The 21,618-nt window shown below is 71.2% G+C and carries 21 protein-coding genes and 2 pseudogenes; 11 read left to right on the top strand and 12 right to left on the bottom strand.

Annotated elements, in window-relative coordinates:
- The first annotated feature begins 133 nt into the window (after window positions 1–133).
- The gene (locus tag VO99_RS21635; protein ID WP_046114990.1) at window positions 134–505 is read left to right on the top strand and encodes a hypothetical protein; all 372 of its coding nucleotides are present in this window, start codon (window positions 134–136) and stop codon (window positions 503–505) included.
- Between the two features lie 119 nt (window positions 506–624).
- Here the strand turns inward: VO99_RS21635 and VO99_RS29155 are convergent, their stop codons facing one another.
- A complete protein-coding gene (locus tag VO99_RS29155) occupies window positions 625–2,448 on the bottom strand; it encodes a sensor histidine kinase (RefSeq protein ID WP_052736527.1) in 1,824 nt (607 codons plus the stop codon).
- Window positions 2,449–2,662: 214 nt separating this feature from the next.
- On the opposite strand from VO99_RS29155, the gene VO99_RS21625 reads away from it, so the two are divergent.
- Window positions 2,663–2,884, top strand: coding sequence for a DUF3072 domain-containing protein (locus tag VO99_RS21625; RefSeq protein WP_046114989.1), 222 nt, complete (start codon window positions 2,663–2,665; stop codon window positions 2,882–2,884).
- Between the two features lie 93 nt (window positions 2,885–2,977).
- Here VO99_RS21625 and VO99_RS21620 read toward each other — a convergent pair whose 3' ends face one another.
- Complete coding sequence (locus VO99_RS21620) at window positions 2,978–3,535, bottom strand: hemerythrin domain-containing protein (RefSeq protein WP_046114988.1); 558 nt, start codon at window positions 3,533–3,535, stop codon at window positions 2,978–2,980.
- Between VO99_RS21620 and VO99_RS30935 the strand changes: the two genes are divergently transcribed.
- The 4 genes and pseudogenes from VO99_RS30935 to VO99_RS32095 form a co-directional block, all read left to right on the top strand.
- Complete coding sequence (locus VO99_RS30935) at window positions 3,471–3,929, top strand: hypothetical protein (RefSeq protein ID WP_232315456.1); 459 nt, start codon at window positions 3,471–3,473, stop codon at window positions 3,927–3,929. The two genes, VO99_RS21620 and VO99_RS30935, sit on opposite strands and share 65 nt — an antisense overlap.
- A gap of 38 nt (window positions 3,930–3,967) precedes the next feature.
- Window positions 3,968–4,099 (top strand): hypothetical protein, encoded by a 132-nt coding sequence (locus tag VO99_RS31750; RefSeq protein WP_259374801.1) that lies wholly within the window; start codon window positions 3,968–3,970, stop codon window positions 4,097–4,099.
- Window positions 4,100–4,202: 103 nt separating this feature from the next.
- Window positions 4,203–5,489: pseudogene (locus tag VO99_RS31460) on the top strand (esterase-like activity of phytase family protein); the annotation flags it as partial.
- Window positions 5,490–5,573: 84 nt separating this feature from the next.
- Window positions 5,574–5,684: pseudogene (locus tag VO99_RS32095) on the top strand (PEP-CTERM sorting domain-containing protein); the annotation flags it as partial.
- Here the strand turns inward: VO99_RS32095 and thpR are convergent.
- From thpR to VO99_RS21585, 5 genes are read right to left on the bottom strand one after another with little or no spacing between them, the layout of a single operon-like run.
- Window positions 5,669–6,211, bottom strand: a complete 543-nt coding sequence (thpR, locus tag VO99_RS21605) for an RNA 2',3'-cyclic phosphodiesterase (protein ID WP_052736526.1) — start codon at window positions 6,209–6,211, stop codon at window positions 5,669–5,671. The pseudogene VO99_RS32095 and the gene thpR sit on opposite strands and share 16 nt — an antisense overlap.
- Complete coding sequence (locus tag VO99_RS30925) at window positions 6,208–6,468, bottom strand: hypothetical protein (RefSeq protein ID WP_046114986.1); 261 nt, start codon at window positions 6,466–6,468, stop codon at window positions 6,208–6,210. Before VO99_RS30925 ends, thpR begins: the two co-directional genes overlap by 4 nt.
- Window positions 6,469–6,487: 19 nt before the next feature.
- Window positions 6,488–7,600, bottom strand: coding sequence for a radical SAM protein (locus tag VO99_RS21595; protein ID WP_052736525.1), 1,113 nt, complete (start codon window positions 7,598–7,600; stop codon window positions 6,488–6,490).
- A 43-nt stretch (window positions 7,601–7,643) separates the two neighbouring features.
- A complete protein-coding gene (locus VO99_RS21590; RefSeq protein ID WP_052736524.1) occupies window positions 7,644–8,048 on the bottom strand; it encodes a TraR/DksA family transcriptional regulator in 405 nt (134 codons plus the stop codon).
- A gap of 2 nt (window positions 8,049–8,050) precedes the next feature.
- Complete coding sequence (locus VO99_RS21585) at window positions 8,051–8,248, bottom strand: DUF3606 domain-containing protein (protein WP_046114985.1); 198 nt, start codon at window positions 8,246–8,248, stop codon at window positions 8,051–8,053.
- A 246-nt stretch (window positions 8,249–8,494) separates the two neighbouring features.
- On the opposite strand from VO99_RS21585, the gene VO99_RS31900 reads away from it, so the two are divergent.
- Window positions 8,495–9,685, top strand: coding sequence for a helix-turn-helix transcriptional regulator (locus tag VO99_RS31900; protein ID WP_046114984.1), 1,191 nt, complete (start codon window positions 8,495–8,497; stop codon window positions 9,683–9,685).
- On the opposite strand, the gene VO99_RS21575 is transcribed toward VO99_RS31900, so the two are convergent.
- Window positions 9,674–12,178, bottom strand: coding sequence for an ATP-binding protein (locus VO99_RS21575; RefSeq protein WP_052736523.1), 2,505 nt, complete (start codon window positions 12,176–12,178; stop codon window positions 9,674–9,676). The two genes, VO99_RS31900 and VO99_RS21575, sit on opposite strands and share 12 nt — an antisense overlap.
- Before the next feature lie 283 nt (window positions 12,179–12,461).
- Here VO99_RS21575 and VO99_RS21570 point away from each other — a divergent pair, with 283 nt between their 5' ends.
- Complete coding sequence (locus VO99_RS21570; protein WP_046115016.1) at window positions 12,462–13,280, top strand: ZIP family metal transporter; 819 nt, start codon at window positions 12,462–12,464, stop codon at window positions 13,278–13,280.
- Between the two features lie 114 nt (window positions 13,281–13,394).
- On the opposite strand, the gene VO99_RS21565 is transcribed toward VO99_RS21570, so the two are convergent.
- Genes VO99_RS21565 through VO99_RS21555 form a run of 3 tightly spaced genes read right to left on the bottom strand, consistent with a single transcriptional unit; the run spans window position 13,395 to window position 16,609 of the window.
- Entirely contained in the window at window positions 13,395–14,459 is a 1,065-nt protein-coding gene (locus VO99_RS21565) for a serine hydrolase (protein WP_157039694.1), read from the bottom strand.
- The gene (locus VO99_RS21560) at window positions 14,395–15,561 is read right to left on the bottom strand and encodes a serine hydrolase (protein ID WP_046114983.1); all 1,167 of its coding nucleotides are present in this window, start codon (window positions 15,559–15,561) and stop codon (window positions 14,395–14,397) included. Before VO99_RS21560 ends, VO99_RS21565 begins: the two co-directional genes overlap by 65 nt.
- A gap of 4 nt (window positions 15,562–15,565) precedes the next feature.
- Window positions 15,566–16,609 carry an ROK family protein gene (locus tag VO99_RS21555; RefSeq protein WP_046114982.1) on the bottom strand — a complete coding sequence of 348 codons (1,044 nt, stop codon included), beginning with the start codon at window positions 16,607–16,609 and terminating at the stop codon, window positions 15,566–15,568.
- Between the two features lie 212 nt (window positions 16,610–16,821).
- Between VO99_RS21555 and VO99_RS21550 the strand changes: the two genes are divergently transcribed.
- Together VO99_RS21550 and VO99_RS21545 are read left to right on the top strand one after the other, a co-directional pair.
- On the top strand, window positions 16,822–18,345 hold the full coding sequence (locus VO99_RS21550; RefSeq protein WP_046114981.1) for an ATPase domain-containing protein: 1,524 nt from the start codon (window positions 16,822–16,824) through the stop codon (window positions 18,343–18,345).
- Window positions 18,342–20,036 (top strand): response regulator, encoded by a 1,695-nt coding sequence (locus tag VO99_RS21545; protein WP_232315454.1) that lies wholly within the window; start codon window positions 18,342–18,344, stop codon window positions 20,034–20,036. The genes VO99_RS21550 and VO99_RS21545 overlap by 4 nt, the downstream gene beginning before the upstream one ends.
- Before the next feature lie 31 nt (window positions 20,037–20,067).
- On the opposite strand, the gene budC is transcribed toward VO99_RS21545, so the two are convergent.
- Window positions 20,068–20,829 (bottom strand): meso-2,3-butanediol dehydrogenase, encoded by a 762-nt coding sequence (gene budC / locus VO99_RS21540; protein ID WP_157039692.1) that lies wholly within the window; start codon window positions 20,827–20,829, stop codon window positions 20,068–20,070.
- Window positions 20,830–20,973: 144 nt separating this feature from the next.
- On the opposite strand from budC, the gene VO99_RS21535 reads away from it, so the two are divergent.
- Entirely contained in the window at window positions 20,974–21,588 is a 615-nt protein-coding gene (locus VO99_RS21535; RefSeq protein WP_046114980.1) for a GAF domain-containing protein, read from the top strand.
- The last annotated feature ends 30 nt before the right edge of the window (window positions 21,589–21,618 follow it).

Raw genomic sequence — 21,618 nt, 5'->3', positions numbered from 1 at the left:
ATTTACCCAGCGCATGCCCCCGCATAACGAATAGTTGTGCGGGGGTTTTGCCTTTGGGGACGCCGATGTTTAGTTTCTGTTGCGCGACGCAGCTGAAATAGAATATCCGCTGACACCGCTATTGGATATTGATATGGCCAAGAAGATTGAACGCAGCCGGATTGATGCCGGTCGTTTTGAACTCCCGACGAAGCTGGCGTTCCTTTCCGCCGAGAAGCTGGATTTCGCTTCGGTGACGGACAAGGATGGGCAGTGGAGCGTCGAGATGCCTGCGGCCGCGCTGCAGAAGCTTGCAAAGTCTCGTGCCGAGCTGAAGCTGAGCAAGACCGAACAGAAAAGGCTGCAAGCGGAACACACCGCGGCGCTGGAGGCCGAGCGCGCTGCGCACCAAGCAACGCGTGACGAGCTCGTCAAACTGCAGCGTCGTCTCAAGACGCTGGAGAAGAAGCTGGGTGCCGGTGCCGAGGCACCTGTTGCGGTGCGCAAGAAGGCCACGGCGGTCTGAGCCAGCGCCGGCCGCAAAGACACCGGCATCTGCAGAGCAAGCAGAGATTCCGGTGACTGACGCGGCCATGCAGGCTCGCATCCGGCGCGGGAGCGCTCGCCGGCCCGCCTGACGCCTGCTCAACCCTGCGGCGGCTGCAGCGGCAAGCTGAAGAAGAACAGAGCGCCGCGTCCGACCTCCGAACGGGCGCCAACGCGCCCGCCGTGGCGGTGCACGATGCGCTTGACCAAGGACAGGCCGACACCCGTGCCCGGAAAGTCCGCGGTGCTGTGGAGTCGGCGGAAGGCGCCGAAGAGATGCTCGGAGACGGCCATGTCGAAGCCGGCGCCGTTGTCTTGCACCTCGTAGATCCACTCGTCGCCTTCACGGCGGCAACGGATTTCCAGCCTCGGCGACATCACGCGGCTGCTGAACTTGTAGGCATTGGCCAGCAGGTTTTGCCAAACTTGCCGCAACAGGACTTCGTCACCATGGGCGACCGGCAGCGGGCGGTGGACCACCGCCGTCGTGCGGCCGTCATGCAGGCCGGCAAGCACCTGGTCCACCAATGCTTCCATCGGCACCGGGCCGAACGACAGCGGGCGTTCCTCCACCTGGGCGAGCAGCATCAGTTCGTCGACCAGGGCGGTCATGCGGGCGCACTCGCCACGCACCAGCACCAGGGCCTTGCGCGTCGGGTCGGCCAGCGGGTGCTGCCCGCTGTGGAGCAGCATGTCGACGACCTGGCCCATCGCGGCGATGGGGCCGCGGATGTCGTGGGACACGCTGCGGCCGAAGCTCCGCAGTTCGGCATTGGCGTCGTCCAGCAGCGCCGTGCGCTGCACCACGCGGGCCTCCAATGTGCTGGTGAGCTCCAGCAGCTCCTGCTCACGCTGGCGCAGCTGCGCCACGAGCTGCGTGAGCGACCCGGCCAGCTGCGCAATCTCGTTGGGGCCGCCGAGCGGGCTGTGCTCGTCGGCATCCTTCGCACCGACCAGGCGGCGGGCCTGCAGCGCGATCGCGCGCAGTGGTGCCGTCACCCAGCCTGACAACCACCAGCCGGCCAACCCGAACAGCAGCGCGCCGAACAGGCCGTACAGCCAGATGCGCTGTCGCAGCGCATCGGCGGAAGCCAGGGCGGCGTCGGCTGGCTGACGCACGACGATGGTCCAGCCGATGCCGGGATAGTCGGCCTGTCCGCGGGTGGGCAAGGCGGCGGTGAGGTAGGCGCGGCCGTCGCTCCAGGTGCGGATGCGCGGCGGGCCGTGCGACAGGTCGGCGATCTGCGTGGGATGCCAGGACAGCACCTGCGGCGCCGGTGGCCCCAGCAGCACGGTGCCGCTTCGGCTGAGGACGATGATCTCGACGTCACCGCCCACCTCGCCGGAAGCCAGCGCCGCCCGGCGCAGATCGTCCGCCCAGCGCAGGTCCAGGTGCGCACCCAGCACGCCGGTCGTGCGGTCGCCGAACCGCACCGGCGCGGAAAAATCCACCAGCCGCAAGGGCTCTGCCGCCGGCCGCCGCGGCAGCAGGCTGGCCAGCAGCAGGGCGTCATGCACGTCGCCCACGGCAGGGCCGCGCAAGCCTTCCGCGAACCAGGGCCGTGCCGAGACGTCGCGGCCTTCCAGCAGGCCGCCGGTGGCGGCGATGACCTTGCCCTGCGTGTCCGCAAAGCCGATCCATGAGTAATAGGGCAGCGTGGCCTGCAATCGATCGAGCAGGGCACGCCAGGCGTCGGCGTCCACCTCGGCGTCGATCAGCGACTGCAGCGTGGCCAGGTTCTGGATCTCGCGGTAGCGCTCGAACATGCCGGCGTCGAGCGCGCCGACCAGCCGGCTGCCGATGTGCTGCAGCGTTTCGCCGGAGCGCTGGCTCATCTCGTCGCGCACATGCTGGCCGGACAGCCCGCCGACCGCGGCGAACAGCACCGCCGCCAGCCCTGCAAAGGCCAGGCCGATCTTCATCCGTGTGCTGCGGCCGCCGTGGCCTGTCCAGAAATTCAACTGCATCGAGGATCTGTACCGCGGACGGAGGGCGGCGTAGGCAAGTGAGTGGGTGGGCGCCCGCATGCGCCGTGGAGCGCAGCGCTGGAGTGTCGCCTACCTCGGGGGCGGACCAGGCCGGAAATCGGGCACCCCGATTGCTGTGGATCCGTACAGCCATCCAACGGAGCAAGCGATGACCGACAAGAAGACCCAGGCGCAGGCCGACCAGAGCAACATGGAGAAGAACCCGGACGACTGGGTGACCGGCGAGGAACCGATGACCGGCGCCCAGCGCTCCTACCTGAAGACCTTGTCCGAGGAGGCCAAGCAGCCCTTCGACGAGGAATTGACCAAGGCCGAGGCCAGCAAGCGCATCGACGAGCTGCAGGCGCAGACCGGGCGCGGCCAGAGCTGATCGACGGTTGGGGCCGGGCGGCCTGCTTCAGGCGGCCCGGCGGCACGGACGCCCGCATCCCGCGGGCTTGGCGTCCGGCTGGGTGCAAGGGGCTCAGGCCTCCTCGGACTCCTCTTCCTCGGCCATCATGCCCATCTCGGACATGAGGGCCATCTTGCGTTCGTTCAGCTGCTCGCCCAGGGCGGCGACATCCAGCTTGGCCTTGCGCACCTGCGGGAAGAGCTCGCTCTCTTCTTCCTTGACGTGGTGGTCGATGTACTCGCCCAGCACCTTGACCAGCGAGTCGTACATCTCGTCCGACGGGTCGGACTCCTGGATCTGCGCGATGAGGTCCTTGGCCGATGCATGCTCGACGGTGGCTTCGTTGACCAGGTCGGCTTCCTTGATCTGGTCCTTGGCCGCAGGATAGAAGATCTCTTCCTCGATCTGCGCATGCACGGTGAGCATCATGCAGATCTGCTCGGCCAGCTCCTGCTTCTCGTCGTCCTCGGCTTCGTGGTCGACCATCTCCTGGTACTGCTGGAAGAGTGCCTTCACCTCACGGTGGTCGGTGGTGAGCAGCTTGATGGCGTCGGGTGTTCCGGACTTGGACGCTGTCGTCGAGCGTGAACGGGTCGTCTTCTTCGCTGCAGCTTTTTTTGCGGTGGCCATGCTGGTGCTCCGGGTTGATGGATTCGTGCGGCGCGGAATGCGCCGGCGTGCTCGCATGGCAACCGGCGTTCCGCATGGTCATCGCCGCGCGGCTACAGTTCGCGTCATGAAGCGGTGGCTGATCGGCGCGCTGGTCCTGTGGATGGCCTTTCAATCGGTGGCGGCGGCAGCCCGGCCGGTGATGCCCTGCTGCGCCGCCGAATGCCATGACGCACTCGCCTGCGCGACCATGGCCTGCAGCCCGGCCTGCATGGCCGCGGCCGCGGTGCCGGCCGCTCCGGCCGACCTGGCCTGGACCACCGCGGCCGATGCACCGGCCGCCGGACCGGCAATGTGGCGCATGGCCCGGCCGGGCGACGAGATCTGGAAGCCGCCGCGAGGCCGGCCGCTCTGACACTTCATCGATTCCCCAAGACCTTCCACGGAGTACCCATGAGCAAGAAGTTCCACAAGATCGGCGCCGCGCTGGCGCTGCTGGGCGCATCGGCCGCCGCCTGGGCCGCCACCGGCTGCTGCGGCGACCTGGCCTGCTGCCTGCAGATGCTGGCCTGCTGCTTCGAATAAGCCGCCAGCGCTTCGTCGCGACCCGGGCCGGTGCCGCAAGCACCGGCCCTTTTTCTTGTCCGCCCGCCGGCTGGTCGTGACCCTGTCATATCGCTTCCGAAGAATGTCGCGCACCCCGTTCCACAACGACAACCCGGAGGAAGAGAACATGCAGTACCCCCGTCTTGCCCTGCAGCCGGCCGCACTGGCCGCTGCGCTGATGGCCGCCCTGGCTGGCATGCCCGCGCAGGCCGCCAACACGCTGGTCGGCTTTGCCGAACTGGCTGCCAATACCTTCGCACCCGGCCCCACCTCGGGCCAGTTCCAGAGCCCCGCGAGCGGCGTGGTGCCGCCCTACATCGACAAGCAGCCGGTGCAGGGCTTCTCGGCCGTGCTGGCCGGCCCCAGCGCCGGCAGCTTCTACGTGATGCCGGACAACGGTTTCGGCAACAAGGCCAACTCGCCCGACTACCTGCTGCGCATGTATGCGGTGACGCCCGACTTCCGCACCGCCACCGGCGGCAGCGGCCTGGTGCGTGCGGCCGACTACACCACCGGGGCGGTGCGCAACAGCTTCGACAGCAGCAGCTACATCAACCTGCGCGACCCCGACGGCAAGCTCGGCTTCCCCATCGTGGCTGCCGGCACCTACTACCCCTATTCCGGCAGCGGCGCGGGCAATGCCAGCATCGGCGTGGACAGCAGCATCCGCAATGGCCGCCTGCTGACCGGCGGCGACCTGGACATCGAGTCGGTGCGCCGCGACAAGAACGGCAACCTGTGGTTCGGCGAGGAATTCGGCCCCTTCCTGGTGAAGACCGATGCCACCGGCAAGGTGCTGAAGCACGAGGTGTCGCTGCCCAACTCGCTGGGCATCGGCAGCAACCCGCTGGTGCAGTCGCCGCAGAACCCCTACCTCGGCGCCGGCGGCAACAACCTGCGCGGCTCCAACGGCTTCGAAGGCATGGCCATCAATCCGGCGGGCGACAGGCTCTACACGCTGCTGGAGGGTCCGCTGATCGAGGATCCGAACCAGAAGCGGCTGATCATCAACGAGTTCAGCGTGGACACGGAGAGCTACACCGGCAAGACCTTCGGCTACCGCCTGGATGCCGCCGGCACCAACATCGGCGACATGACGGCGATCAACGACCATGAGTTCCTGGTCATCGAGCGCAACGGCATCCAGGGCACCAGCCCGAACGCCGGCGACATGTTCAAGAAGATCTTCAAGATCGACCTGAACAAGGTGGACGCCGACGGCTTTGCCGAGAAGACGCTGGTGGTGGACCTGCTGGACATCGCCGATCCCAACGACCTGAACCGCGACGGCAAGACCACCTTCGACTTCCCCTTCGTCACCATCGAGGACGTGCTGATCCTGGATGCCAACACGCTGCTGGTGATCAACGACAACAACTATCCCGGCAACGGCGGCCGCACGCTGGTGGGCCCGGACAGCACCGAGTTCATCCAGATCCGGCTGGACACGGCGCTGAACGTGTCGCCGGTGCCGGAGCCCGGCACCTATGCGCTGATGCTGGCCGGCCTGGCGGGCGTGGGCCTGGTTGCACGACGCGGCCGTCGCACTCAAGCCCAGCGCTGAAGCACCTGGTAGCCGCCGCGGGAGGCGGCCAGCACCGCCTCCTGCAGCGGCCAGTCCACCGGCGGCGGCAGGCTGCCCGCCGCCGGCAGACCGGCCCCGCGGGCCTTGCGCGCCAGGGTGATGTGCGGCTGCCAGGGCCGCTCGTCCAGCGCGATGTCCATGGCCTGCAGCGCTTGGCCGATGGCCTGGTGCAGCGCCTGCAACGGCGCGGGCGGAGGCTGGCTGCACAGCAGCACCGCCACGCCGTTGGGCCAGACGCTGCAGCGGTCGAAGCGCAGCGCCAGGGGCTCGTGCGGCGGCGGCCAGCCCGACGACCGCACCGCCGCCTGCAGCGCCGCCTGCAGTGCGGGCAGCTGCGCCGCGGCCAGCGCGCCGATGAAGTGCAGCGTGACATGCAGGTCCGTCGGCCGCACCGGGCGCGCGCCCGGTGGCCAGGTGCAGCGCGCCTGCCAGGCCTGCGCCGCGGCACGGGTGGCCTCGCCCGGCCACAAGGCGGTGAACAGGCGCAGCGGCGGCGCGTCGTTCAACGCCCGTGGCCGCGCTGGGCGTCGGCCGGGTTCTGGGCGTCGATCTGGCTGTGCAGGGATGCCAGCACCGCCTGCAGCCCGGTGAGGGCCGGCGGCTCGGGCTGGGCGATGCCGCTCAGCTGCCGGCTGCCGCCGTCGGCGGCGACCACGCTGGCCTGCCATTGCAGCCGGCCGTCGGGCAGGGTGTCGTAGTCGCCCTCGTAGTCGCAGGGCAGGTTGGACAGCGCATGGGCATGCTGGCCCGTGAAGTGCGGCATGGGAAGCCTCCGGTTGGCGTCAGAAGGTGCCGTGGTACAGCGCGCAGGAGCGGCAGATGGATGGCGGTGCATCGTCGCGCAGCCCGCGGCGGAACTGTCGCGCGGTGGCGCTGTTCCAGGCGCCGGGAATGTCCACCTCGGCCGAGGCCGGCTCGGGGCCGAAGACGCGGCCGAAGCTGGCGCGGTCGGCGGTGGCCACCATGCAGCAGGGCAGCATCTCGCCGGCGGCGGTGAAGTACAGGCCGTCCCACGGCCAGCTGCAGCGCGGGCTGCCCGCGGCGGGTGCCGGCGCGGCGGCTGGCCGCAGCGAGGGCAGGTTCAGCTGCAGGCCCAGCGCCCGGGCCCGCTGGCGCGCCTGCTCGAACACCTGTTCCGCATGCGGCAGGTCCTGCGGACGCAGCTCGGCGCTGCGGCAGTAGCTGCGGATGGGGATGTAGCGGCCCGGCAGGTCCTCGTGCTCTAGGTCGCTGGACAGGCGCTGCACCAGCAGCTCGGGCACGCGGTGGGCATGCAGCAGCTCCACCAGCGCGGGCAGCTCGTCGAGGTTGCTGCGCATCAGCACCATCACCCCCCGCACCTCCAGCGGGCTGGCGGCGGCATCACGCGCGTCGGTCAGCCGGCCGAGGTTGCGCACCACCTTGCCGAAGTTGGCGCCGTGGCGCACGCCTTCGAAGGTGGCGGCGGTGGCGCCGTCCAGCGAGACGGACAGCGCCGCCAGGCCGCTGCTGATGCAGCGTTGCACCCGCGCCGGCGTGAGCAGCGTCAGGTTGCTGTTGGCCGACACCCGGATGCCGCGTCGGGCGGCGATCTCCACCATGTCGAAGAAGCGTGGATGCAGCATCGGCTCGCCCAGGCCCTGCAGATGCAGCGCTTCCAGGCCGGGCAGGGCATCCAGCAGGGCGATGTAGCGCTCGACCGAGAGGGTGGCCACCTCGTCGCCGCGGTGGTTGACGGTGCACATGCCGCAGGCCAGGTTGCAGCGGCCGATCGGCTCGATCTGCGCGAACCGTGGCAGCGGCGGTGCCGGCACGTCCGGCGCCGGCGCCTCGAACGCCGCGGGTTGCACCGGCGGCAGCGGCGGGGAAAGGGTGGAGTCGGGCGCGGGTCGTGTCGGCGAGATCAGGTCGGTCATGCGCGGCGGTGGGCAACGCGCGTGCCGTGGCCCTGCCGGGCCGTCACTGCATCGGCGGCAGCGGCGCCCGGGGCGGCTCGTGCGTCTGCTCGAACTTCTCCTGGCAGGGCAGGCAGCGCAGCGCGGCCGGCTGCGCTTCCAGCCGGGCCAGCGGGATGTCGGTGCCACAGTCCAGGCATTCGCCATAGCTGCCGGAGCGCATGCGGTCCAGCGCGGTGCCGATGTCCTGCAGCTCGCGGGTGTCGCGCTCCTGCTCGGCGGCACGCACTGCGCCGCGCACACGTTCCTCGCCCTGTTCGCCCAGGTCTTCCACCTGGCTGTGCGGCACGCTGGCGGGCGTGTCCTGCGATTCGTCGTCCAGCGCCTGCACCTCGTCGCGCAGGGTGGCCTGGCGCTCGTGCAGCCGCTGGCGCAGGCGCTCGATCTCCTGGCTTCCCAGCGCGGCCATGCTCATGCTCCCTTGCGGCCGCCGGCGCCCTGCAGGTGCTGCTGCACCGCCTCGGCCGAGGTTCCCACGGCAGCCACGGCCTGCCGGAGCTGGTCGGGCGTGACGCCGAACTTGGCGGACCAGTCGCGCAGTTCGTAGTCCTCGTTCACGTTGATGCGGGTGCGATCCTGGCCGTGGCTCTTGGTCTTGTCGTCGGACATGGTGTGCCTCCTGCGGTGGTGGACGATGCCTGCGACTGTGCTGTCCGATGCGCTGGCCGCGTATCAGCCGCCGTCGCGGACGCCTGTAGGCGACAGACGACGCCCCCTAACCCGTCAAGAGGCGCCCGCGTTTCCTCATCAATCGGTAGGAGGCGTTGGCTGCAGGCGGCTGGGCAACATTCGGTAACGCCGCCTCCAGTGCGGCTCGCAGTAGGCGCGACCGCCCGGCGCGCAAGAGGAGAAGTTTTGTCACAGGTCCTGGAGTTCGAATCCGCGCCCGCTTTCCAGGCGCATCCACCCCAAGCCCCGGCGGGCCTCGACGACTGCGTCGAGATGTTGTACGACGCGGTCGGCGACGACACCAGCTTCCGCACCGCCCTCGGCCATTTCTGCGGCCACTTCGACGCCACCGGCGCCATCTACCTGCTGCCGCCCGACGAGCACAGCGCCGACACCATCGCCGCGCGCCACGTGCCGGCCGCCGCACTCACCGAGTACCACAGCCACTTCTTCGCGCACGACAGCTGGCGGCTGGCCGCGCAGGCCCGCGGCCTGATGGTGCCGGGCTACGTGGCCCGCGGCTGTGACATCGTGGACCCCGGTGCCTTGCAGCTGTCGTACTTCTGGCGCGAGTTCCTGCAGCCCTACGGCGTGAAGGACATCCTCACCGGGGTCATTCCGCCGGCCGAAGGCGAGGGCGGTGCCTGCACCATCGTCAGCTTCCACCGCGGCGCGGCGCAGCCGGGCTGGTTCGCGCCGCGGCTGGTGGAGCAGATGCGCACGCTGATGCCGCACCTGGGCCGCGCGCTGCGCATGCACCGCCGCATCGCGCCGCAGGTGGCGGTGGCAAACACGCTGGAAGGCATGTTCGACCAGATGGACGTGCCGATGCTGTTCGTCGACCGCCGCGGCCGCCTGGTGCGCGCCAACCGCCAGGCCGAGCGGGTGTGCCAGCGCGCCCAGACGCTGAGCCTGGCCCCGGGCGGCCTGCTGATGGCCCGCACCGCCGCCGCTGGCTGGCAGCACGTCGCCCGCGTGATGGACGGGCTGGCCGGCGCGCCCACCGTGCGGCAGATGCTGCTGGAGGAGGACGGCATGCCGGCGGTGCTGACGCTGCGGCGGGTGCATGGCAACCCGCCCGGCCTGGCGCCGGGCGATGGGGCCGACGAGGTGCATGCGGTGGTGACGCTGCGCGCCACGCCGGCCGAGCTGCTGGAGGCCTTCGCCCAGCACTATGCGCTGACGCCGGCCGAGGTGCGCACCGCCCGCTGCGTGGTGGATGGGTTGCAGGCCGAGGAGATCGCGCAGCAGCTGGGCGTCAAGCTCAGCACGGTGCGCACGCACATCGGCCACCTGCTGGCCAAGACGGGCTCGCGACGGCAGACGGAATTCGTCGCGCGGCTGCGCGGCGGCGCGCCGCGGCCTTCAGCCCGGTGAGGTCTGCAGCGCCAGCGCCTGCTCCACTTCCGCGAACAGCGTGGCCGGCTCCACCGGCTTGCTCAGCACCTTCAACCCGGCCTCCTTGGCGGCCTGCAGGCGCGAGGCATAGCCGGTGACCAGGATCACCCGCAGCGCCGGGCGCAGCGTGCGCAGCCGCAGCGCCAGCTGGATGCCGTCCAGCGTGCCGGGCATGGCGACGTCGGACACCACCACTGCATAGTCCGGCGCGCCGCGCAGCACCGCCTGCAGTGCATCGTCGGCATTGGCCGCGCGGTCCACCTGCAGGCCGGTGGAGGCGAGCACCGCGGTGTAGGTGGCGGCCACGTCCTCGTTGTCCTCCACCAGCAGCGCGCGGCCATGCAGGTGCGGCGTGGCCGCGGTGTCCACAGGCGCGGCCACCGGCACCGGCCGCGGCGTGGCGGGCAGCGTCATCGTCACCGTGGTGCCCGTGCCCGGCTGGCTGCGGAGGGCGGCGCTGCCGCCGGCCTGCAGCGCAAAGCCGTGCACCTGGCTCAGGCCCAGGCCGGTGCCCTTGTCCTGCGGCTTGGTGGTGAAGAAGGGCTCGAAAGCCTTCTGCGCCACCTCCGGGCTCATGCCGGTGCCGGTGTCGCTGACCGCGATGCACACGCTGCCGGGCCCGGGCGCCTCGCCCTGTGAAGGCCGCACCTCGATGTGCAGGCGGCCGCCCTGGGGCATGGCATCGCGTGCGTTCACGGCCAGGTTGATCAGCGCCAGCTCCAGCTCGGCGGTGTCGGCCAGCACCGGCGGGGTGTCGGCCGCCACGTCCAGCGACAGCGACACGTTGCTGCCCAGCGTGGTCTTGAGCAGGCCGGACACCGCGGGCAGCCATTCCTGCAACTGCACCGGCTCGGGGTTGATGGCCTGCCGGCGCGAGAACGACAGCAGCTGCCGGGTCAGCCGCACGCCGGAGGCGGTCGCGCGTGCGATGGCCTCCAGCTGCTTGCCCTGCGCCAGCTGCGGGTGCAGCCGGCGCAGCAGGTGCACGTTGCCGTTGACGATGGCCAGCAGGTTGTTGAAGTCATGCGCCACGCCGCCGGTGAGGTGGGCCAGCGCCTCCAGCTTCTGCGACTGCATGGCCGCCTGCTCCGCCTGGGCGCGCAGGCGGATCTCCTCGCGCAGCTCCACCGCCACCGCATGTTCGTTGCGGGTCTTCTTCAGCGCCACGAAGGAGACGTACACCAGCCCCAGCGTCACCGGCCCCAGCACCGCGGCCAGCAGGCCGACGAAGCGCTTCCAGCTCTGCAGGATGGCGTGCTCGCTGAGCGAGGTGGAGACATACAGCGGCAGGCCCTGCAGCCGCTGCAGGCTGGCCAGGCGGCGCACGCCGTCGATGCCCGAGACGCCGAACATCACGCCGCTGGCTGCGCCCGCGCTCACGGTGGCCAGCACCGGGCTGCTGGCCGGCAGCCGCGTCACCGGCGCCGCCGGCCGCGGCCAGCGGGTGAGCAGATCGCCGCTCTGCAGGAAGAGCAGGAAGGTGTTGAGCCCCGGTTCCTGCGCGGCCAGCGAGCTGTAGAACTCCTCGAAGTACTCCGGCGAAAGCGACACCGAGATCACTCCGGCGAAGCGGCCGTCCGGCGCGCCGCGGCGCAGCAGCAGGCTGAAGATGGGCTTGTTCTGCAGCCGGCCGGTGACCACGCTGGTGACGACCACCGGCTCGCCGCCCTGGGCCATCGCGGTGAACCAGGGCCGGTCGGCCACCGAGGTGCCGGCCGGCACCGGATAGCGCGCGCTGCTGACCACCGGCTCGCCGGCGGCATTCCAGACACCCAGGGCCTGCACTGCGCGCTGGCCTTCGATCAGGTCGACCAGCCGGCGGTGCACCGTGGCCTCGTTGTCGCGCAGGGCGGCGTCGTCGTGGCCGGCGATGCTGTCCACCCGCAGCGCCAGGTCGCGGGAGGTGTCCATCACCTGCTGCGCATGCCGGGCCAGCACGCTGCTGACGCGCACCACCGTGTCCTCGGCATCGTTGAAGGCGCGTTCGTAGCCCCACCAGCTGGCGGCCAGGAAGGCGCTGAGCGGGATCACCGCGGCGCCCCAGAGCACCGTCTGCAGCCAGCGGGTCAGCGGCGTGTCGCCGTGCTCGGCCAGCCGCGCCGCCATCTGCGGCTGGGCGTCCTGCTGCGCGCTGCGGATGCGGCCGCACAGCAGCGCCGTGAGCAGCGCGCTGACGATGAAGGCCCCGAGCTGGACGGGCGCCTGCCCGGTCCGGATCGACGGCGGCACGCCCGGCAGGGCGACCGCCACGGCGCACAGCAGCGCCACCAGCGCGCCGGGGCCGGCGCCCAGCCGCACGGCCACGATGGCGCAGGCCGGCAGCGCGAAGAGGAAGGGCAGTGCGTCGTCCAGCAGCGGCTGCAGCGCGGCGCGGGCCAGCACGGCCAGCACCGCCCAGGCCGCCGCCTGCCACCAGCGCCGGAGGCGGTGGTGCGGCGCGGGCGGGTGGCCTGGATGGGGCTCGGACGTCATGGACTGCAATCGGATCGGCGAGGGACGCGGCGCGCCCCGCCCGGCATGTCATGGTACTTCGCGCGTCTGACGCCTCCGCGGCCGGCCGGCGGTGCGGCAGGTATCCCGTTTGCCGGTAGGCGTGGTCGGCCTGCGTCCAGCGGGCCCTGAAGCTCCAGGAACACCACGCATGTCCAGCCCGCCCCTGTCGCCCACGCCCGATCCTGCCGCCGGCGTGGCCCGTGTGGACAACCGTCTGGCCCGCGCCCGTCGGCTCATCGGCTGGGCGGTGGTGATCGGCGGCATGGCGGCGGCGCTGGATGCGCTCATGCACACGCCGGTGTTCGCCGACGAACGGGTGAAGGCGGCCCTGCTGGGCGGCTCCATCGCCGCGCTGGCCACGGCGCTGGGCACGCTGCCGGTGCTGCTGTCCCAGCAGTTCTCGCAGCGGGCCAGCGATTCGATGCTGGGCTTCGGTGCCGGCGTGATGCTGGCTGCCTGTTCCTTCTCGCTCATCATTCCGGCCCTCGGTGCGGCCGAGGCGCAGGGCGCAGGGCCCTGGGGCGCGGGCGGCATCGTCGGCAGCGGCGTGCTGCTGGGCGCGGCCGCCTTGATGCTGGTGGACCGGCTGGTGCCGCACGAGCACTTCGTCAAGGGCGTGGAAGGGCCGAAGCGGCAGACCGCGCGCCGGGCCTGGCTGTTCGTGATGGCGATCGCGCTGCACAACCTGCCGGAGGGCCTGGCCATCGGCGTGGGCTTCGGCGGTTCCGACCGCATCGGCGCGCAGGCGCTGGCCACCGGCATCGCGATCCAGGACGTGCCCGAGGGCATGGTGGTGGCGCTGGCGCTGCGCGGCGTGGGCTACAGCAAGCTGGTGGCAGTAGGACTGGGCATCGCCTCGGGCCTGGTGGAGCCGGTGGGCGCGGTGTTCGGCGCCGCGCTGGTCAGCCTGGCCTCGGGCCTGCTGCCCTGGGGGCTGGCGGCGGCCGCGGGCGCCATGCTGTTCGTCATCAGCCACGAGATCATCCCCGAGTCGCACCGCCAGGGCCACGAGCGGGCGGCGACGACGGGGCTGATGCTGGGCTTCGTGCTGATGATGCTGCTGGACACCGCACTCGGCTAGCACTCCGGGCGGCAGGAGCCGCCCAGCCGGCGCCGGGTGCCCCCATGCGTCGCAGGTCCGGCGCCGTGAACACGAGCCTCCACTCCGGGCGCACACGGTACAACCCGCGCGGGGTCAGCTCCCGGACGCCAGCATCGTCTGCGTGATGGCGCGGCCGATCTGCTCGAACATCTGGCCGGCCAGCTTGTTCTCGTCCAGGCCCTCGGCGCAGGTGGCCACCACGATGGCATTGCGGCCGCCGTCCTGCGGATGGATGACGCCCATGTGGCAGGCGCGCTGGAACTGCGTGCCGGTCTTGTGGATGAACTTCACCGTGCGCGGCAACCCGGCTTCCAGCCGGTAGTTGTCGTAGCGGTCGAACTTCATGTCGATGAACAGCACCTGCTGGTGCTGCGGCGACACCAGCTCGCCCTTGACGAACTTTTCCAGCATGCCGCCGTACGCTTCCAGCGTGGCTGAGTTCAGGCCGCGGCGGTAGTAGCGCTCATAGGCCTCCTCAAGGGTGGGCACCTGCAGCTCGGAGGCCTGCACGCCCAGCGTGCGGCGCAGCGCCGTCACCCGCTGCGGGCCCATGGGCGCGCCGGCGATCTTCACCAGGTCGATGTTGGGCAGCTCGCGCGCCTTGGGATGCAGCTCGGCATACACGTCCCGCCGCACCTGGGTGAAGCTGGTCAGCGTGCCGGCGCCGCGGCCCATCATGGCCTGGGCCCGGCGGTTCCAGGTGTCCTCGCCGATGCTGCGCACCAGCATGTTGGCCGCGGTGTTGTCGCTCTGCTCCAGCATGCGCTTGAGCAGCGATTCCACGGTGAAGGCGCTGCCCGCCTTCTGCCACACCACCGCGCCGGAGCCGTCCACCTTGTCGGTCTCCTGCAGCACCAGCTTCTGCTGCAGGCTGCCGCGGCGGGCCTCCAGCTCCTGCAGCACGGCCAGCGCGATCGGCAGCTTGGCGGTGGAGGCCAGGTACCACGGCCGGTCGGCCTGGTAGGACAGGGTCTCGCCGTTGTCCAGCCGCTTGACGTAGATCCCCAGCTGCCCGGGCGTGGCCTCGTCGATGCGCTGCACCTGGGCGCGCAGCGCATCGGTCCAGCCGGCGGGCGGGGCGGCCCGGGCGGCCTCAAGGCTCGTCAGGAGCGTCAGGGCCGCCAGAAGCAGCGTCGGACGAAAGGCGGGGCACCGCATTGCACAGGGGGTCATGGGGCTTTCCATCGGTCAGTAGTCCGGAATGGCAGATGGCCGCGCCCACCTCGCGCAGCGCACGGTCGGAGCGGGCGACGGACAGCTCGCCGCTGGTGCAGGCAGCCACCAGCACGCGGCTGTCCTTGCCCAGCCGCGGCACGCTGATCACGCCGGCATCGCAGGTGCGGCCGCGCTGGGTGCCGGTCTTGTGAGCGAAGCGGGCCCGCGTGGGCAGGCCGGCCTTGATGCGGTTGGGGCCGGTCTTCACCCGCTCCATCAGGCGCAGCAGCCAGGCGGTGCCCTTGGGGCCCAGCGCCTGGCCCTCCACCAGCCGGGCGAGCAGCTCGCCATAGGCATCCAGCCGGCCGGTGTTCAGGCCGGTGGCGTAGTAGGCCTCGTAGGCGGCGGCCAGCGTGGGCAGCTTCAGCTCGCTGGCGGGCACGCCCACCAGGCGGGCCAGCAGCAGCCGGCGTTCGGCCTCGCTGCGCTGCTGCTTCAAGGCGAGGAAGTCCGAACCCGACAGGTGCTGCGCCGCCGGCGTGAGCTGGCCATAGGCCTGGCGCCGCACGTCGGCCAGGCTGGTGATGCGCTCGAAGCCGCCGGGCACCAGTTCCTGCACCAGGGCATTCACCGCCTGGATGCCCACCAGCCCGATCAGCATGTCGCTGGCGGTGTTGTCGCTCCAGACGATCATCTGCTCCAGCAGGTAGCGCACCGTCAGCGGCGCGCCCAGCGGCTTCAGGCGCGTGGGTCCGGCGCCGTCCACCAGGTCGGCGGCGCGCAGCGTCAGCGGCGTGTCGAGGCCGAAGTCGCCGCGCTCCACGCCACGCAGCACCGCGATGGCCACCGGCACCTTCACGGTGGAGGCCAGGTACCACGGCCGGTCGGCCTGGAAGGAGGCGGAGGCGCCGCTGTCCAGGTCGCGCACGTACACGCCGATGCGCGCCGAATGCCGCTGTGCCACCTGCGCCAGCTCGGCCTGCAGCCGCGGCACCCAGGCCGGCTCGGCAGCGGCCGCAGGCTCGCCCGCCCGCAGGCTGCAGGCCGTCGCCAGGGCCAGGGCCCCGATCCACAGCCGCAGCAGGGCGCGTGGCAGGCAGCGCATGGCCTCAGCCCGGCGTGTTGGTGTAGCTGGCGTTGCCCAGCCCGGTGCCGATGGTGAGCACGGCCCAGCGCGCCACGTCCTGGGTGAAGGGCAGTTCGCTCAGGCCCTGCACCACGGCGTCGTTGTGCATCACCACCACCGTGTCCGCCTCGCCGACGCGCGGGATGTTCTCCTGCAGCCGGCGCGGCAGGTGGAAGCTGGCCTGCCGCCAGTCGTCGGGCAGGTTCTGCGCGCCGCGGTCGATGGAGCCGTCTTCCAGCACCACGCCCGGGCAGCCCACGGCCAGCACCGGCAGCAGCGGGCGCTGCTCGCCTTCCGCATGCGCGATCAGCCGGCGCAGCATGGCCACGATGCCCTGCACCAGGTCGGCATCGCCTTCCTCGTCGGCATGGCGCCATTTCTCGCGCCGCACCACCAAGGCGCTGCGGCCGCCGTCGCCGCCGAATTCCACGATGCCGCAGCGCACGTTGGTGCCGCCGATGTCGATGGCCAGCATGGAGGCGCGCGGGCCGGCGGGCGAGCGGTCCAGCAGGTGGATGCCGCCGATCAACCCGCCGTCGTCGGCGCCGTAGTGGATGGCCCGCAGCTGCACCGCCTGGCCGGCGGCCTGCAGCCGGCCGGCCGTCTGCCGGATGGCGATGCGGCCGATGGCGCTTTCCTTGAAGCCGCCGCCCACCACGATGCGCTGCACGCCCTGCCAGCTGGGATGCTTCATCAGACGGCCGATGACATAGGCCAGCCTTTCGGAAAACTCGTTGATGGCCAGGGCCACCGTGCGTGCGGCCTCGGTGTCGCCGGACAGGGCCAGCCGGTCCAGCGTCTCCTTGCTCATCTCCTCGCTGGGCGTGGGCCCCAGCGGATCGTGGCCGGCCCGCTCCATGCGCTCGCGCCATTGCGCCAGCAGCTCGCGGAAGGCGGTCTGGCTGGCCTGGTCGCCGACCAGGCCGTCCTCGTCCTCGATCTCGAGGCTGTAGCCGTCGATGCGCACATCGGCCAGGGTGCAGCTGCCATGCGCGGGCGGATGGGGCAGGGCGGCGTCATCGGTCATGTCGGGTGGCGGCGGTCGAAGGGGCCCCATCTTTCGCCGGGCCGGAACTGCGACGCGTCAGACACGCCACCATCCGCTTGTAGGCCGGCAACCGCAGTCATCGGCGCAAGCGGAGATGTAGGCATGCCAGTTGCCACCAAGGCGAAGTTTGCCGGCGCTGCGTGTCGCGTGCCTCTTACGTCCAACGGTCGCCTGCCCCCCTCATCTCCCCCATGAACAGTCCGCCCCAAGCCACGCCCGACCATCCCGAGCGCGATTCCACCGGCATCGAAGGCCTGGACAACGTGCTGGGCGGCGGCCTGCCGCCACGCCACCTGTACCTGGTGGAAGGCGAGCCCGGCGCCGGCAAGACGACGCTGGGTATCCAGTTCCTGCTGGAAGGCCATCGCCGCGGCGAGAGCGGGCTGTACGTCACGCTGTCGGAGACGGCGCAGGAGCTGCGCACCGTGGCCGCCGCGCATGGCTGGTCGCTGGAAGGCCTGCAGGTCTTCGAGCTGGTGACGGCCGAGGGCCTGAGCGCCGATGCCGAGCAATCCATCCTGCATCCGTCGGAGATCGAGCTGGGCGAAACCACCCGCGGCGTGATGGCCGAGGTGCAGAAGAACCGGCCGCGCCGCGTGGTGTTCGACAGCCTGTCGGAGATGCGGCTGCTGGCGCAGGATCCCCTGCGCTATCGCCGGCAGATCCTGGCACTGAAGCACTTTTTTGCCGGCTGCGGCTGCACCGTGCTGCTGCTGGACGACAAGACCTCGAGCGACAGCGACCTGCAGCTGCACAGCATCGCCCACGGCGTGCTGACCCTGGGCCAGACCACCGGCCACTACGGCGAGGACAAGCGCTACCTGCGGGTGGCCAAGCTGCGCGGCGTGAAGTTCCGCGGCGGCGACCACGACTTCAAGCTCGACACCGGCGGCATCTCCGTCTACCCGCGGCTGATCGCGGCCGAGCACGGCGCCAGCTTCCGGCCGACCGCGCGCAGCACCGGCAACCAGGCGCTGGACCAGCTGCTGGGCGGCGGCCTCACCCTGGGCAGCAACACCTTGTTCGCCGGCCCCAGCGGCGTGGGCAAGACCACCACCGCCGTCGCCTGCCTGCTGGCCGCGCTGCAGCGTGGCGAACGCGCGGCGTACTACCTGTTCGACGAAGGCCTGGGCACGCTGCTGGCGCGCTGCGACGCGCTGGGCATGCCCATCCGCCGCTTTCTCGACGATGGACAGCTGGAAGTGGTGGCGCTGGACCCGGCCGCCGTCACGCCGGGCGAGTTCGCGCACCTGGTGCGCGAAGCGGTCGAGCGCCGCGGCGTCACCGCGCTGGGCATCGACAGCCTGAATGCCTACCTGCAGGCGATGCCGGGCGGGCGCTTCCTGCTGCTGCAGATGCACGAGCTGCTCACCTACCTGAACCAGCGCGGCGTGGCCACCATCCTGGTGCTGGGCCAGCACGGGCTGTTCGGCGAGGGCCACAACGACGTCGACCTCAGCTACCTCAGCGACGCCATCCTGCTGTTCCGCTTCTTCGAGGCGCGCGGCCGGCTGCTGAAGGCGGTGCTGGCCGTCAAGAGCCGCACCAGCGCGCACGAGAGTTCCATCCGCGAGTTCCGCCTCGGCCCCGGCGGGGTGGAGGTGGGCGCCGCGCTCACCGATTTCGATGGCGTGATGCGTGGCGTGCCGGCCTATCGCGGCAACCAGCCCCTGCTGGGCGACGACGGCGCCGTGCCGGCCCCGGGCGCCCGGTGAGCGCCGCCGGCCTGGAACTGCGGGTGCTGGTGCACACCCCCCGCGGCAGGGACGCGGAGGTGGTGGTGTCGGTGCTGGCCGGCCGCCGGATCGAGGCGGTGACCTGCGCCAGCCACACCGCGGTGCTGTCAGCGCTGCGCGAAGGCGCGGCCGCAGCCATCCTTACCGAGGAGGCGCTGCAGGGCGGACCCGACGGCGATCTGTTGCGCTGGCTGGCCGACCAGCCGAGCTGGTCGGACTTTCCCTTCATCGTGCTGGCCACGCGCCAGGCAGGCCGGCGCTCCGACCATGCGCTGCGCACGCTGCAGTCGCTGGGCAACGTGATGCTGCTGGAGCGGCCGGTGAATGCCGAGACGCTGGCCAGCGCCGCCGAAGCCGCGGTGCGAGCCCGCCAGCGCCAATACACCACCCGCCGGAACCTGCAGGAGCTGGGCGAGACCCGGGCCACCGTGGAACGGCTGAACCGCGAGCTGGAAGACCGCATCGCCGCGCGCACCCATGAACTGGCCGCCGCCAACGACCGGCTGATGGCGGAGATCAGCGAGCGCGAGCGGGCGCAGGCCGCGCTGGTGCACATGCAGAAGATGGAGGCCATCGGCCGGCTCACCGGCGGCATCGCGCACGACTTCAACAACCTGCTGCACGTGGTCAGCATGAACCTGGAGCTGCTGGTGCGCCAGAGCCCCGAGGCCAAGGTGGCCGGCATCGCCGAGCGGGCGCGGCGTGCCGTCTCGCGTGGCTCGCGCCTGACCGGCCAGCTGCTGACCTTCGCCCGCGCGCAGTCGCTGCTGCCGCGGCTGACCGACGTGAATGCGCTGCTGCTGGGCATGCATGAGCTGGTGGCCCTGTCCACCGGCGCCAGCGTGCAGCTGGAGCTGGACCTCTGCGAAGGCCAGGCCTGGGTGCAGATCGACCCCAGCCAGATGGAGATGGCGGTGCTGAACCTGGCCGTCAATGCCAAGGACGCGATGCCCGGCGGCGGCCGGCTGCGGCTGTCCACCCGCATCGAGGACCTGGACGCGGACGAGCTGCCCGCCGGCCGCTACGTGCTGGTGTCGGTGGCCGACCAGGGCGCCGGCATCCCGCCGCACCTGCTGAGCAAGGTGTTCGATCCCTTCTTCACCACCAAGCCGGTGGGCAGCGGCACCGGCCTGGGCCTGAGCCAGGTGTACGGCTTCGCGCAGCAGTCGGGCGGGCTGGCGCGCATCGAGAGCACGCTGGGCGAGGGCACCACGGTGGAGATCCGCTTTCCGCTGGTGGCGCCGCAGGTGGCGGCGCCGGTGCCGGCCGAGGACCACGGCCATGCCGGTGCGCAGACCCACAGCATCCTGGTGATCGAGGACGATGCCGAGGTGCGCCGCGTGATCGTGGAAAGCCTGCGCCTCAACGGCCACCGCGTGGTCGCGGCATCGAACGGCGCGGACGGCCTGGAGGCGCTGTCGCACCACCAGCCCGACCTGCTGATCGTCGACTACGCCATGCCGCACATGAACGGCGCCGAGGTCATCAAGCATGCACGCGAGCAGCAGCCCGGCCTGCCGGTGATCCTGGCCACCGGCTATGCCGACATGGCCGAGGTGGGCGCGGTGCTGGGCACGCAGTCCATCCTGGTCAAGCCGTTCGACATCGGCACCCTGCTGGGCGCGGTGGCCCAGGCCATCCAGGACGGCGCGGTGCAGGCCGCCGAATAGCGCGCCCGGCCCGGACCGCCGGATGGGCCGATCACATCGGCGGCTGGCCGTTGGAGGCGGTGACGCCGCCGTCCACCGGCAGGTTCACGCCATTGACGAAGCGTGCGTCCATGCTGGCCAGGAAGGCCACCACGCCGGCGATGTCGGCCGGCTCGGCCACGCGGCCCAGCGGCATGCGCTCCATGAACTCGTCCACCAGCTCCTCGTCCTTGAGCATGTCCTCGGTCATGCCGGTGCGGGTGAGCGAGGGGCACACCGCATTGCAGCGCACGCCGCGGCTACCGTAGTCCAGCGCGATCGCGCGGGTGAGGTTGACCACGCCGCCCTTGGCCGCGTTGTAGGCGGCGGTGTTCCAGTCCGCCCGCAGTCCGGAGACCGAGGCGGTGTTGACGATGCAGCCCTGGGACTGCAGCAGGTGCGGCATGGCCGCGCGGCAGCCGTGGAACACACCGGTGAGGTCGGTGTTGAGCGTGCGGTGCCAGTCGTCGATGGACACCGCCTCCACCGAGCCTTCGGGCGCGATGCCGGCGTTGTTCACCATGACGTCCACGCCGCCGAAGCGCTGCACCGTGGCATCCACCAGGGCCTGCACCTGGGCGTAGTCCGAGACGTCGCAGCGGCGCGCCAGCGTGCGCCCGGCCGGCAGCGTGGCGGCCACCTGCTGTAGTCGTGGCTCGTCGATGTCGCACAGCACCACGTTGGCGCCTTCGCTGGCGAAGCGCTCGGCCACGCCGCGGCCGATGCCCGAGGCCGCGCCGGTGACGATGACGGTCTTGTTTCCGAAACGATGCAACTCATGCTCCTTGCGAATGCTTGGACCCAGTCTCCGGCCCCCGCCCGCCGCGCCACGTAGGACGGCTGCGGCGGGCGCTGTAGGTGCCTCGCGCAAGCCGCTCGTGCGGGCTGTTACGCACCGTTGCGGCGCCTAAACTGGGTCATGCAGAGCACTCGCTTACTGGCGGTCAACGAGACGCTGAGACAACTGAGCTTCGAGCTCGGCTCCGGCAGCCGCGAGCTGGCCGGCCACCTGGATGCCATCGCCGACCTGCTCAAGGTGTCGCTGGACTGCAGCCGCGTCACGCTGTGGCTGCTGCAGCGCCGCCACCCGGAACGCACGCTGGACTGCACCGCCTTCTCCAGCCACAGCCGCACGCTCAAGGTCGGCCGCTGCGCATTGCCGCAGCCCGCGGTGCAGGCCTACCTGGATGCGCTGCTGGCCAGCGGCCTGCTGGCGGTGGAGGACGTTCGCCAGGCACCGGCCCTGGCGGCGCTGGATGCGGCCTACTGCCGGCCGGAAGGCGTGGTGGCCACGCTGGACGCGGCCTTCGTGGTCAACGGCCAGGCGGTGGGCGTGGCCTGCTGCGAGCAGATCGGCCAGCCGCGCCGCTGGCTGCCCGAGGAGGCGGCGGTGCTGCGCCGCGTGGCCCAGGCAGTCACGCTGGACCTGGCCCGCGTGGCGCTGGGCGTGAAGCCGGAGGACGAGTGCAGCGACGAGGTGCGCCGGCTGCTGCAGGCGCTGTCCGCCGCCGGGCAGGGACCGCACACCGGCTAACATGCCCGCAGAGGCACGCGTACCGCGCTG

It is taken from the genome of Aquincola tertiaricarbonis, from assembly GCF_000969605.1.
In the GTDB taxonomy this organism is placed as follows: Bacteria; Pseudomonadota; Gammaproteobacteria; order Burkholderiales; family Burkholderiaceae_C; genus Aquincola; species Aquincola tertiaricarbonis.
This window is presented reverse-complemented; position numbering and strand designations above follow the sequence as displayed.

Bases quoted from the DNA above. Each gene is read 5' to 3' on its own strand.
- VO99_RS21590 (WP_052736524.1), bottom strand. From the start codon at position 8,048: ATGGCCGCGCTGGGAAGCCAGGAGATCGAGCGCCTGCGCCAGCGGCTG.
- VO99_RS21560 (WP_046114983.1), bottom strand. From the start codon at position 15,561: ATGCGCTGCCTGCCACGCGCCCTGCTGCGGCTGTGGATCGGGGCCCTG.
- VO99_RS21585 (WP_046114985.1), bottom strand. From the start codon at position 8,248: ATGTCCGACGACAAGACCAAGAGCCACGGCCAGGATCGCACCCGCATC.
- VO99_RS21570 (WP_046115016.1), top strand. From the start codon at position 12,462: ATGGCGGCGGCGCTGGATGCGCTCATGCACACGCCGGTGTTCGCCGAC.
- VO99_RS30925 (WP_046114986.1), bottom strand. From the start codon at position 6,468: ATGCCGCACTTCACGGGCCAGCATGCCCATGCGCTGTCCAACCTGCCC.
- VO99_RS21565 (WP_157039694.1), bottom strand. From the start codon at position 14,459: ATGCGGTGCCCCGCCTTTCGTCCGACGCTGCTTCTGGCGGCCCTGACG.
- VO99_RS21635 (WP_046114990.1), top strand. From the start codon at position 134: ATGGCCAAGAAGATTGAACGCAGCCGGATTGATGCCGGTCGTTTTGAA.
- VO99_RS21550 (WP_046114981.1), top strand. From the start codon at position 16,822: ATGAACAGTCCGCCCCAAGCCACGCCCGACCATCCCGAGCGCGATTCC.
- VO99_RS21535 (WP_046114980.1), top strand. From the start codon at position 20,974: ATGCAGAGCACTCGCTTACTGGCGGTCAACGAGACGCTGAGACAACTG.
- VO99_RS21625 (WP_046114989.1), top strand. From the start codon at position 2,663: ATGACCGACAAGAAGACCCAGGCGCAGGCCGACCAGAGCAACATGGAG.
- VO99_RS21555 (WP_046114982.1), bottom strand. From the start codon at position 16,609: ATGACCGATGACGCCGCCCTGCCCCATCCGCCCGCGCATGGCAGCTGC.
- VO99_RS29155 (WP_052736527.1), bottom strand. From the start codon at position 2,448: ATGAAGATCGGCCTGGCCTTTGCAGGGCTGGCGGCGGTGCTGTTCGCC.
- VO99_RS31750 (WP_259374801.1), top strand. From the start codon at position 3,968: ATGAGCAAGAAGTTCCACAAGATCGGCGCCGCGCTGGCGCTGCTGGGC.
- VO99_RS21595 (WP_052736525.1), bottom strand. From the start codon at position 7,600: ATGACCGACCTGATCTCGCCGACACGACCCGCGCCCGACTCCACCCTT.
- VO99_RS21620 (WP_046114988.1), bottom strand. From the start codon at position 3,535: ATGGCCACCGCAAAAAAAGCTGCAGCGAAGAAGACGACCCGTTCACGC.
- VO99_RS21575 (WP_052736523.1), bottom strand. From the start codon at position 12,178: ATGACGTCCGAGCCCCATCCAGGCCACCCGCCCGCGCCGCACCACCGC.